This is a genomic window from Paenibacillus sp. FSL H8-0282 (genome assembly GCF_037963825.1).
Lineage (GTDB): Bacteria > Bacillota > Bacilli > Paenibacillales > Paenibacillaceae > Paenibacillus_AQ > Paenibacillus_AQ odorifer.
This window is the reverse complement of record NZ_CP150146.1, coordinates 2,458,464-2,470,486: the sequence shown is the minus strand read 5'-3', so window position 1 is coordinate 2,470,486 and position 12,023 is coordinate 2,458,464. Positions and strand designations below refer to the sequence as shown.

The following is a 12,023-nucleotide window of genomic DNA, read 5'->3' as shown; positions in this document are numbered from 1 at the left end:
ATTCTCACTCCTTCATAATAAATGGGGATAGATAGAGAGACGGGCAGCATAGCTGCCCGTCTCCACTAATCCTATTTGTGTTACCTTTAGTGATTAATCTTAGGCGTGTTACGTTCATTAGCTTATTTCTTTGTCTGGTTCCACTCATCAAGTTGCTTTTGAACTTCTGCAATGACTTTATCAAGTCCAGCTTCTTTAAATTTCTTCGCTGCTTTTGGCAGATATGTTTTAGGATCAACAGAACCTGTGTATAGCGCTGGCATAAATTCTTTAGTTACGTTGTTGATAGCCGCTACTTCTGTTTTTACAGGTGTAGGATCAAATGCAAAACCGAAGGTAGGGGCTTCTTTTGAAGAATCATTAAACTTCTTGAAAGCATCCCATTTATCAGCAGGGTCATCAGCATGCAGATAAGTCAGTAACATGTTCCCAAGTGTGAAGCCTGGCATTGCATAGCTATCTTGCATAGCTGGCAGATCTTCAATGACATTGTCAGAGATTTTCTTATAATGTGTTCCTTCAATACCATAGTTGAGCAAATTGCGTAAGTACTTATCTGTATTCAAAAGATTCAAGAACATCATCGCGCGCTCAGGATCACCTGAGGTTACGGAAATCGCGTGCATCGAACCTGCGGCGGACTGTGTATATACATAAGGCTCATGCATAGGCGAAGTTACAATTTCATAACCTGCTGAACGAGACCAACCTTTTTCTGCATAAGGCTGTGTAATTTCGCGATCGGCAAACCATTTACCGGTCTTAATGTTATCAATACCTTCAAGTGTTGCAACGTCTGGGCGTAAGTAACCTGCTGTGTAAAGTCTACGCATCGTATCTAACGATGTTGCAAGTTCAGGTGTCTCCAGAATATTAACAACCTTGCCATCTGTGGAATCCATATAGACCCCGATAGGTAGCTCATCACCTAGTACATAGTCAAATGGCATAAATGGTTTAAAGCCTTTAGGAACAGCTAGCGGTGTAATATCCGCCGGCTCGTTCTCTTTAATCGTTTTAAGAAGTGGCTCTAGATCATCCAATGTACGGATATTGGAAATGTCCATGTTGTATTTATCAACATATTTCTTATTGAAGCGCCATACCCATTGCTGTCCAAGCTCCTTATTTACAGGAACACCATAGATCTCACCTTTAATCTTAGTTCCTTCTAAGAAACGAGGGTCCAAAACTTCTTTCGTTTCCTTACCATACTTATCTAGCAGATCATTCAGACCCAAGAACGTACCATTAGCTGCGTTACGGCGGAAATCATTTGTCCAAGAAGAGGTAAAGGCAATATCATAAGGCTCACCAGAAGCGGTGATGACTTGCATCTTCTTATCGTAATCGCCCCAATCGAACATCGTAATGTTCAATGTCGCGTTAATTTTTTCTTGGGTATATTTATTAACTTCTTTTAAGACAAGATCCAAATCCTTTTGAGGTCCACCAATTAAATACATCTTCAACTCATATGGCTTTAATTCTGATGTGTTCCCTGCTGAATTCCCTGCTGCCGCTGAATTGTTTGTTTCTTTAGCAGCATTTGTATTATTATTCGAACCACATCCAGCTAGAAGGCCAGAAAAAAGCATTGTCCCTGCAAGAGCGAGTGTTAAGCCTTTTTTCATTTTCATTTCTATTTTCCCCCTTTAGATTAATAAACGCTTTATTTATATCGATTCCTGTCCTAGCGATTCGAATAAATACATCTTAGTAGTGTTACTCCTTTAAAGAGCCCACGGTTAAGCCTTGTACAAAATACTTTTGGAAGAACGGATACGCTAGTGCTATAGGCAAGGTCGCCAGTACAACCATCGCCATACGAACGGTTTCTGTTGGCAAGGTTGCAGCAATCTCAAAGCTTGATCCCATCTGCATACTGTTCTGAATGACAAACTCCATATTGTTCTGAATTCGCATCAGCATCGCTTGGAGTGGAACAAGACTCGCATCATCTATATACAGCAGGGCATTAAACCAATCATTCCAATAGCCCAGCGTACAGAACAATCCAATCGTTGCAATCCCCGGTAAAGAGATTGGAAGTACAATTTGCAGGAAGGTCCGAAACTCACCAGACCCATCAATTTTGGCAGCCTCAATGAGTGCATCAGGTACACTAGTCTGGAAGAAGGTCCGCATTACTAGAATAAAGAATGCATTCATCGCGATGGGCAATATCAAAGCCCATATCGTATTGTACAAATGTAAAAACTGCGTAGCCACGATATAGTTGGGAACCATTCCGCCTGAGAATAACATCGTGAAGAAGGCGAAGAAGCTGAAATAATTACGATACCGAAATGATCTTCGAGAGAGAACATACGCATAAGTTGTTATTAGAAATAAACTAATGAGCGTACCTAGTACAGTAACCATCAAAGTAACTCCAAAGGAACGAAGCAATTGATCACCTGTGTTAAAAACAAACTGATAAGCTGCTAAACTATATTTTTCGGGTAACAAGCTAAATCCATTTAGAGCAAGTACTTTCTCATCTGTAAAAGAAATGGCTATGACAAACAAGAACGGAAACACACAAGTAAAAGCGAAGATGCCAATTATAATATTGAGTACCACATTCCATAAAGGAGTAATGGCGTTGTTGTCGATTTCTTTTGGCTTACGTTTGAATACTGCCATAACGTCACTAACTCCTTTCTAGAATATCGCATTCTCTTTGCTGATCTTTTTCACAATAGAATTCGTTACAAGCACCATGATAAATCCAACAATCGATTGATATAGACCCGCTGCTGTACTCATCCCTAGATTACCTGTCGTACTCATGCTGCGATAAATATAAGTATCGATAACATTCGTTACGGAGTATAGAACACCTGAATCCCGAGGGATTTGATAGAATAAACCGAAGTCCGATCTAAAAATACCACCAATCGCTAAAATCGTTAGCGTTACCATTAAAGGTTTAAGCAAAGGAAGTGTAATAAACTTAATCTGCTGCCATTTGCTGGCCCCATCAATCATAGCTGCTTCATAGTAGGACTTGTCGATACCCGCTATAGCCGCTAAGTAAACAACACTTGAATAACCAATTGATTTCCAAATCCCCATGAAAATTAGGATATATGGCCAAAAGCGAGTATCCCCATACCAGGAAATAGGATCGCCTCCGAAGTAAACAACCACTTGATTCAATATTCCTTTATCTACACTCAGAAAGCTGAAGGTAAAGAAACTAATAATGACCCAAGAAAGGAAGTAAGGCATAAACATCGCCGTTTGATAAACTTTAGCCATCCGTTTGTTCACAAGTTCATTTAAGGTGATCGCAATGCCCACCGCAAGAACTAAACCGAGAGAGATCAACGCCAAGTTATAAAGAATCGTATTTCTTGTAATGATATAGGCGTCCTCCGTCGAGAACAAAAAGTTAAAATTTTCAAGGCCAACCCACTTACTATTTAAAACGCTTGCAAAGAATCCATCCCGATGAATCTTGAAATCCTTGAATGCAATTACTGTTCCAAACATCGGTAAGTAGCAAAAGATCAGGAACCATAATGTCCCTGGTAATACCATAAACCAGAGTACTTTATCCTTAATTAAACTTTTGAAAAATGCAGGCATTATTCCACATCCCCCTTCTCTCTATCCCCAAACAACCCCTATATATCCCTTCGATCTTTTTCCCTCGCCCCTTTAACTACCCTTAATTCTGCGCTATAAAAGCGGTTTCATAAAGTTGAAAAACTCCAGAATCAGATGTAAAAATTAAAGATCCACAGCAGAAAGGACATTTAAAAAGTCTATTTCCCCTTAAATTTGAGCAAAAAAAAAGGAAACATTCTCGTTATCAACGTCCATGAAGCCCGTACTTGAACGTGATACTCAGGAACATTTCCTTTATTTTAGGATCTTGCTTTTTTGTACATATTCCGAAGCTCTGTCGGCGATACACCTACTGATTTTTTGAACTGGCGATAGAAATATGCTGGATCCGGATATCCTACTTCAGCTGCAATTTCGTTGGTTAGTAACGTAGTTTGAAGCAGCAATTGTCTTGCCTTTTCAATTCGAAATTGATTAACATAATCAGAGAAACTACGGCCCATTTCCTTCTGAAATAGCTGGCCCAAATAATTAGGATGCATTTCCATACGCTGACTGAGCGTTTTCAGGGATAGCTCTTCTCTATAGTGTTTGCTTACTTGATCAACCATATATCTCATATTCGGACTGAGCTCATCATTTACTAATGATAATTGGTCCAGTGTTTCTTTCACACTTTCCTGCACATGGTGCACCAATTGCTCAATAGTATGTATGCGCAGCAATGGATTAAACACGGCACTAAAATTAGAGTTTTTCTCCATTTTCTTAGCAATCAACATTAACTCAATCGCTACGTTGTAATTATCAATGCGGGTAATCATGCCACAGCCAAACAGCTTTTCGAACGTTTCTGCGATAAATTGGTTCGTAGCCTCCCGGTCTCCAGATAATAATAATTTGGTGAATTCCTCATAATCAATTTCGAGCTTCTCCTCATGCAGAACCATCTTTGATAGTTGTTCCACATCTATAATCGGGTAACCCGGTAGCATAAGATGATCAACATATAAACTCTTCGCCTTTTTATAACTATTTGGGACTTCCTGAAAAGCATGCTCCTTACTTCCTATCGTTATCCAGACAGACTTTTCTAACTCATGCATAATCTCACATTGCACTTGCTCCAGTACACAATAAAGCTCTTCTTTGTTCTCAGCTTCAGCCCGCTCAGCAATAATAAGAACAAGATCACCTTCCATATCTATAAATACAATAACGGTTCCAAGTTGCTCTAATGATTTCACAGCGATACGATAACATTCATCCATAAGCTGATTCCTATGGAGTTTATCCTGGCCCTCATCGTCATCCTGTTCGGTGATAAGCCGAATCGCAGCCACCGTAAAAAATGAACAGTCCAGTGAGATATTTAAGACTTTTGAACGGTGCTGTAGCTCCTGCCGGCCTATATTGCCAGTTACCCAGCGGTTTAGAATATTATTGCGTAGAACTTGCCAATCCTCTTTAGCATGAAATTGTTCAACATCCTCTTGATTCAGCACTTCAACAATTTGTTCAATGGTTGATTCCAACTCATGTATATTAATGGGTTTGAGAATATAATTTTCAATGCCTAGACTCATTCCAGCTTTTAAATACTCAAATTGCTCATACCCGCTCAAGATTATAAACCTCATTTTTGAATCAAAAACCTTTATTTGCTGAATCAGTTCAAGTCCCGTAAGTTTTGGCATCGTAATGTCAGTAATTAATATGTCGATCCCTTCATTATGATTGCGTAGAAATTCTAAAGCTTCTTCCCCATTAGACGCTTGTCCCGCGATTCTCAATCCATATTTTTCCCATTCAATCACTGAACGTAATCCTTCAAGAATAAGAGGTTCATCATCCACGATAAGTATATTGTGCATTATTAGTACTCTCCCTTACTACTGGTATATTCATGATGACTATTGTTCCTTTATTTACTTCACTAGCGATCGTTAATCCATATTCAGTCCCATAATAAAGTTTAATTCGTTCATTCACATTACATAGGCCTACCGAAGAAGGAGGTTCATCCATTCTCATACTGACTTGAAGCATTTGCTGTAGCTCTGTCAGCTTGCTGGCAGTAATTCCATTCCCGTTATCACTTATAGCAATTTGAATTCCCCCGCCAGATTCAGTAACTTCAATACGGATGAGATTGCCAAAACGGTCAGGTCTAAATCCGTGAACAATATAATTTTCAATGACCGGTTGGATGAGCAATTTAACGATAGAACAATTCATGGCAACTGGACTTATTTGTGATATGATTTGGAGCCTATCTTTATGTCTAATCTGAAACAACTCCAGATACAAATTGCAGTATTCAATCTCATCAGATATTGTAACGACCATGCTTTTCTTAATCATCGTTCGAAATAATGTCGATAAAATGTAAATCATCTGACCTACATCCTTCGCTCCTTGCGTAATTGCCCGCATCCTAATCGCCTCAAGTGTGTTATATAAAAAGTGTGGATTAATCTGTGATTGAAGTGCAACTAGCTCTGCATTTTTCTGCGTAAGCTCCGAAATGTACACTTTATTAATATAGAGTTCTAACCTTTCACACATATAGTTAAAGTTGTTGGCAATTAGCTGCAATTCATCTTCTCGATTTAGGTGAATACGTGTGCTTAAATCACCTTCCTGTAAGCGCTTCATAGATTTGATAATGATCTTCACTTTTTTAGAAAAACGTAAAATAATTCCGTATGTAAAAGACATTGCAGTAATAATAAGCGCTGTGGTAATCCCGATAATCCAAGTTCGAACCGTTTTCATTTCGTTGTTGACCTGTGACTTCTGAATGATCCCTGCCATAATAAGACCTGAGCTATTCGTTGTATTTAAGTTAACCTTGGAGATCCCATCCAGTGTTGTCCAACCATCCGCATGAAGCACATCGAGATGTGGATATCGCTGTCCCATATACCTTCCCAATGAATCATATATAACGTCACCGCTTGGGGTTAAGACCAACAATTGACCATTATTTTCTGCAACTTTTGTGCCAAGCCATTTTGAAATAAGTTCTGCGTCAAAATCTACTATGAGCATCCCGATCGTTTTCAGTGTAATCGGATCTTTAATTTCCCTAGTCATTGTATACAAATTGTTATTGTCTTCTCTTATTTCCTTAAGCACTAATTTGGTTTCATGCGAGACCCAGCCATTCTTCGGTAAGGATAACTTTTGCTTAGAACCGTCCATGTCGCTCAAGTAGAATTGTCGGGTATTATTTTTATATAAATAATAAAATTCTTTCTCTGTACTGTATAAAATAACGTCATAAATCCCGTTTTTCTGATTCAAATAGGTTTTGAAATAAGTATCGAACGTATGAGGAACGGAGCTCCCTATGTCTGCATATTGATCTAAACGGTATTTAAGATAATCCCCATAATCATTTTGCAAAAAGTAGGACAAATCCTCACTAACAGAGGCATCGCTATAAATTTGCTGGATGGCTACCTGGATGCTTTCGTACTGCTGATTCATATACAAACTTACATAATCCAGCACCTCCCGATTGGCATCTACATGTTGGCGAGTGATCGTCTGTTCATAGTATTTATATACGGTAATGGATGAGGCAATTAACGTAATTATGATGATCGAAGAGTATATAGCTAAAATTTTATTGAACAGTTTTTTCTGCAAATGGTTTTGATAAAATTTCTTTACATTCAACAAAGCCACCTTCTTTCTGAATATCACCTTTAGGATTAGAAGCTTAACATCACACTTCTTTTTCTGCAATGGAAGCGCATGCATTTTTTAATTTATATATTCTAGCGCTCCAACTTTTCTCTCCACCGAGAGTTTACAACTCACACAAAATCGTCTATAGTTGATTTCTACCCCCCAAACAAACCTATAATAACCCAAATAGATCTTAATTTCCTCGTCCCCCATCAACATATTGGAGGGGCTATTACTCATGTTTCTAACCAAACGCAAACTCAACTCCCAACTAAACGAAATTTCCGAATATCGTTACCGGGATCGTATACACATTCCTTTTTTCAACTCTATGATTGACGAACAAGGTGAAATTGCAGCCGAACCGCCCGTGGATGGAGAATGGTCTAAGCTACGAGTTGGAGATACTTGGAAAGGCCGCGATTTGTATTTATGGCTAACGACAAATATAGAAGTACCCGCTACTTGGGCAGGCCGTAGAGTACTGGGTCGATTTGATTTTGGCGAGACGGGTGCTGGAAATAACTCCGGATTTGAATCCTTATTCTTTTTCAACGGCAAACCCTATCAAGGTGTGGATTCCAATCATACCGAAGTGTTCTTGCCAAATGAAACGGCAGGCACTCAGCTTCCACTGACCTTCCGGTTATGGTCGGGACTCGAAGGTGGCGGCCCAAAAAAGGATCAGACACATGGGATTCGCATGGCTGAAATTTGTTGGCTGGATGAACCAACGGATGATTTCTATTTTACCACGCTTGCTGTAGTTGAGACGCTGAACGTACTCGATGCCAAAACACCAGAATATACACAACTTATGAGTGCAGTAGACCGCTCCTTTCTTCTGATCGACTGGTCTCGTCCAGGTTCAGACAACTTCTACGCTTCGATCGGGGAAGCCCGCAATTATTTGCGTGATGAAATTAACAAAATGGAGAAGTCCTCACCCGTCACAGTTACCTGTATTGGCCATACCCATATTGATGTAGCTTGGTTGTGGCAATTGAAACACACCCGTGAGAAATGTGCGCGTTCCTTCTCAACCGTACTACGTCTGATGGAAATGTTCCCGGACTATACCTTTTTACAGACTCAGCCGCAACTCTATGAATATATCAAAAATGACTATCCAGAAATCTATGAAAATATTCGTGAACGTGTGGCTGAAGGACGCTGGGAAGCTGGCGGCGGCATGTGGCTTGAGGCAGATTGCAACTTGACCTCAGGGGAGTCTCTAGTCCGTCAATTACTCTATGGAACTCGCTTCTTACGTAATGAATTTGGGGTTGAATGTGACTATTTATGGCTGCCAGACGTATTTGGCTACAGCTGGTCCTTGCCACAAATTCTAAAAAAATCAGGAATTAATACCTTCATGACCACAAAAATTAGCTGGAATCAATATAACCGGATGCCCCATGATACCTTTCAATGGCGTGGGATTGATGGCACAGAGGTGTTAACACACTTTATTACAACACCAGAGCCTTGGTCCGAAGAAGATTCTTGGTTCTACACTTATAATGGCCGGATTATTCCTAAGACTGTAAAAGGAATTTGGGATACTTACCGGGATAAAGAAGTAAATCGCAATCTGTTACTTTCTTACGGATATGGCGATGGTGGCGGGGGTGTGAACCGTGAAATGCTAGAGATGCGCCGTCGGTTAAACGATCTTCCCGGTCTGCCGAAGATTGAAACAGGAACAGCGGGAGACTACTTCCGTACCCTGCAAGAAACTGTTGCAAATACAGATCGTTATGTCCATGTATGGGATGGCGAGCTTTACTTAGAATATCACCGCGGCACCTACACAAGCCAAGCCTACAATAAGCGGATGAACCGTAAGCTTGAACTGCTATACCGTGAGGCGGAATGGCTAAATACACTGCAAAGTGTAATGACAGGTGACTGGTCGAACTATCGTCAGACCGATTTAGACGAGGGCTGGAGAATTATTTTGCGCAACCAATTCCATGATATTATTCCGGGCTCTTCGATTCGTGAAGTGTATGAAGACAGTACAATTGAATATGCACAAGCAGAAGCAATAGGTCAGTCTGTCTGGGAGCAATCCAGTAAGGCACTTGTGAGCGGAAATGAAGCCGGTAAATATACGATCTGGAACAATGCTGCTTGGGAGCTGACAGAACTCGTAGAAATTACTGTTGAAGCCGGGATGGAAACAGGACATTGGATAAGCTCAGAAGGAAAACAACTACAAGCTCAGCGTGAAGGTGAGCGCTGGATCGTTGAAGTATCTAACATTCCTTCTCTTGGATACACAACGATCTCCTTCGTAGAAGATGTGAATTCTAAGTCACTAAGCGCTCCATTCAAGCTAAATGAATCAGGAATCTCAACGCCTCACTTCGAAATTGAGTGGAACGAACAAGGTCAATTAGTATCCATCTATGATATAAATGAACAAAGACAAGTATTAGCAAACGGAAGTCACGGTAACGTGTTCCAAGTGTTTGAAGATAAACCCCTAGCCCATGAAGCTTGGGACATTGACATCTACTATCAGCAAAAGAAACGTGAAGTCACCGACTGCCGCAGCATTGAAGTCATAGAAAAGGGTTCACTGCGATGTGTTGTACAATTCACATGGAGTTATATGGATTCCACGATTAAGCAGCAAATGATCTTACATGCACACCATCGTCGTATCGATTTCGTGACAAAGGTAGACTGGCATGAGCGACAACAGCTAATGAAAGTAGCTTTCCCTGTTGCAATACGAGCTACCGAAGCCACTTATGATATCCAGTTCGGTAATGTTACACGTCCAACACATTGGAACACTAGCTGGGATTATGCTAGATTCGAGACTGTGGGGCATCAGTGGGCAGATTTATCAGATCGTGGTTATGGCGTTAGCTTGCTGAACGACTGCAAATACGGTTATGACATCAAGGATAATGTGATGCGTCTATCCTTAATCAAATCGGCAACGCACCCTGACCCTGAAGCGGATCAAGGTGAACATACTTTCACCTACTCTATCCTGCCTCATACTGGGGATTGGCTACAGGGTGACACCGTCCGTCAAGCTTGGTCCGTCAACAACCCTCTACGGAGCACCATGGGGCAAGCAGAAGTAGCAACCAAGTCGCTTATTCGCCTTTCTACTCAAACGGTTATGGTTTCTGCGATCAAGAAGTCTGAGGATGGTCAAAAATTAATCGTACGTGTGCACGACTATTCCGGAAGCCGCCAGCAAATTGATATGACTAGCGACTTGAATATTATTTCGTGGCAAGAGTGTAATCTAATGGAGCGTCCTGAAGGGGAAGTCCACACTGAACCTGTCATTACTTTTATACTTGAACCTTACGAACTAAAAACATTTGAAATCGAAGCAGCAAAATTAATAAAGTAACATACAAATAAAGTAACATACACAATCGAGGTGTCCCTGTAGCCATGGATCAAAGGCTGCGAGGACACCTCTTTATATATTTTCTCACGATTGTTTCTTATGCTTTTAAGTATACACCTTGTGTAATGAGTGATCTTGACGTATACTCCGAGTAAGGGAGAGATGGATATGAGAAAAATGAGGAAAATCACAATATTCACAGGTATTGGATTATTCAGCCTTGTTTTGATTGCCATGTTTGCAATCAGCGCTTTTGTAATCAAAAGACCGGCGACTACCACCCCTGTAATTGCGGAAGTGAAGCCTTACAAGTGGAATAAAGTCACGCTAGACGGAAATGTCATATCAAGTGATGGATCAGAGTATTTTTTGTGGAATAAAAAGGGTGAAAATAATAACTGGATCATCTTTTTTTCCGGTGGCGGAGCCAGCTGGGATGCCCAAAGTGCCGCACACCCCATCAAGCTTATGAACTTTATTAAAGGTGGAGATACAGGCAACTATTTCCAGAACATCCCCTTCTATATGTTGACATTGCTGAGAGGCATGATGGATACGGATAACCCTGCCAATCCTTTTCATGGCTGGAATGTGGTCTACCTTCCCTATTCAACCGGTGACTTCCATATCGGCAACCGCAAAGTTGAATATAAAAAAGATGACGGCAGCCCCTTTACTATGCGTTATAACGGCAGCAATAATGTGCGAAGCAGCCTCGATTGGATATATGCCAACGTGGATAAACCCGGCAAACTACTGATTGCTGGCGAAAGTGCCGGTGGCTTCGGGTCCGCTTTTTGGGCTCCCGAGATCGCCTCTCATTACAAGAACTCCGAGATTTTCCAATATTCAGACAGTTCCTTCTTGAAATCAGACAAGTGGCCAAATGTTGTGAAGCAGGAATGGCAGGCAGACTTCGTGAAGAACTTCGGATATGCCCCTGAAGCGGATATCATCGGGGCAGCTTTTAAAGCGAACGGCCATCTACTTCCTGCGAATGCGATAATATTGCAATCCTACTCGGTATTTGACGAGATTCTAATCCACTTTCAGAACAATATCAACGATTACAAGGGGCCAAGAGATCAAAGCATCATTAATGAGTGGTCACAGGAAATGCGGCAATCTGTTTCTTCTTTGGCAGCCACTTTACCTAATTATTATTACTATCTCACCGACTATGGACTGAACGCTAAGACGGGTACAACTCCGCACACTTTTGCCACCAGAGAGACCTTCTTTCAGGCTGAACAGGATGGTGTGAAGCTTCTGAATTGGTTAGGTGATGCGATCAACCGGCAGAACCCCTATTCAGTGGGCAGCAAATTCCTCATGAATTCGAAGCCAGCTCAGAAATAGT

7 protein-coding genes are annotated in these 12,023 nt (G+C 40.9%); 2 read left to right on the top strand and 5 right to left on the bottom strand.

Features of this window, described 5'->3' with window-relative positions:
- Nucleotides 1-122: 122 nt before the first annotated feature.
- The 5 genes from NST94_RS10630 to NST94_RS10610 form a co-directional block, all read right to left on the bottom strand.
- Complete coding sequence (locus NST94_RS10630) at nucleotides 123-1,640, bottom strand: ABC transporter substrate-binding protein (RefSeq protein ID WP_076129999.1); 1,518 nt, start codon at nucleotides 1,638-1,640, stop codon at nucleotides 123-125.
- Between the two features lie 85 nt (nucleotides 1,641-1,725).
- Complete coding sequence (locus tag NST94_RS10625; RefSeq protein ID WP_038569957.1) at nucleotides 1,726-2,649, bottom strand: carbohydrate ABC transporter permease; 924 nt, start codon at nucleotides 2,647-2,649, stop codon at nucleotides 1,726-1,728.
- Nucleotides 2,650-2,667: 18 nt separating this feature from the next.
- A complete protein-coding gene (locus tag NST94_RS10620; RefSeq protein ID WP_076129998.1) occupies nucleotides 2,668-3,597 on the bottom strand; it encodes an ABC transporter permease subunit in 930 nt (309 codons plus the stop codon).
- Nucleotides 3,598-3,878: 281 nt separating this feature from the next.
- Entirely contained in the window at nucleotides 3,879-5,453 is a 1,575-nt protein-coding gene (locus NST94_RS10615; RefSeq protein WP_076129997.1) for a response regulator transcription factor, read from the bottom strand.
- A complete protein-coding gene (locus tag NST94_RS10610; protein WP_339281942.1) occupies nucleotides 5,428-7,266 on the bottom strand; it encodes a sensor histidine kinase in 1,839 nt (612 codons plus the stop codon). The genes NST94_RS10615 and NST94_RS10610 overlap by 26 nt, the downstream gene beginning before the upstream one ends.
- Before the next feature lie 250 nt (nucleotides 7,267-7,516).
- Between NST94_RS10610 and NST94_RS10605 the strand changes: the two genes are divergently transcribed.
- Both NST94_RS10605 and NST94_RS10600 read left to right on the top strand, forming a co-directional pair.
- The gene (locus tag NST94_RS10605) at nucleotides 7,517-10,663 is read left to right on the top strand and encodes an alpha-mannosidase (RefSeq protein WP_339281941.1); all 3,147 of its coding nucleotides are present in this window, start codon (nucleotides 7,517-7,519) and stop codon (nucleotides 10,661-10,663) included.
- Nucleotides 10,664-10,831: 168 nt separating this feature from the next.
- Nucleotides 10,832-12,022, top strand: coding sequence for a pectin acetylesterase-family hydrolase (locus tag NST94_RS10600; RefSeq protein ID WP_179086337.1), 1,191 nt, complete (start codon nucleotides 10,832-10,834; stop codon nucleotides 12,020-12,022).
- Nucleotide 12,023: the final 1 nt, after the last annotated feature.

What these genes read in the sequence shown, in the direction of transcription:
- NST94_RS10620 (WP_076129998.1), bottom strand. Translation starts at nt 3,597, where the DNA reads ATGCCTGCATTTTTCAAAAGTTTAATTAAGGATAAAGTACTCTGGTTT.
- NST94_RS10625 (WP_038569957.1), bottom strand. Translation starts at nt 2,649, where the DNA reads ATGGCAGTATTCAAACGTAAGCCAAAAGAAATCGACAACAACGCCATT.
- NST94_RS10600 (WP_179086337.1), top strand. Translation starts at nt 10,832, where the DNA reads ATGAGAAAAATGAGGAAAATCACAATATTCACAGGTATTGGATTATTC.
- NST94_RS10615 (WP_076129997.1), bottom strand. Translation starts at nt 5,453, where the DNA reads ATGCACAATATACTTATCGTGGATGATGAACCTCTTATTCTTGAAGGA.
- NST94_RS10605 (WP_339281941.1), top strand. Translation starts at nt 7,517, where the DNA reads ATGTTTCTAACCAAACGCAAACTCAACTCCCAACTAAACGAAATTTCC.
- NST94_RS10630 (WP_076129999.1), bottom strand. Translation starts at nt 1,640, where the DNA reads ATGAAAATGAAAAAAGGCTTAACACTCGCTCTTGCAGGGACAATGCTT.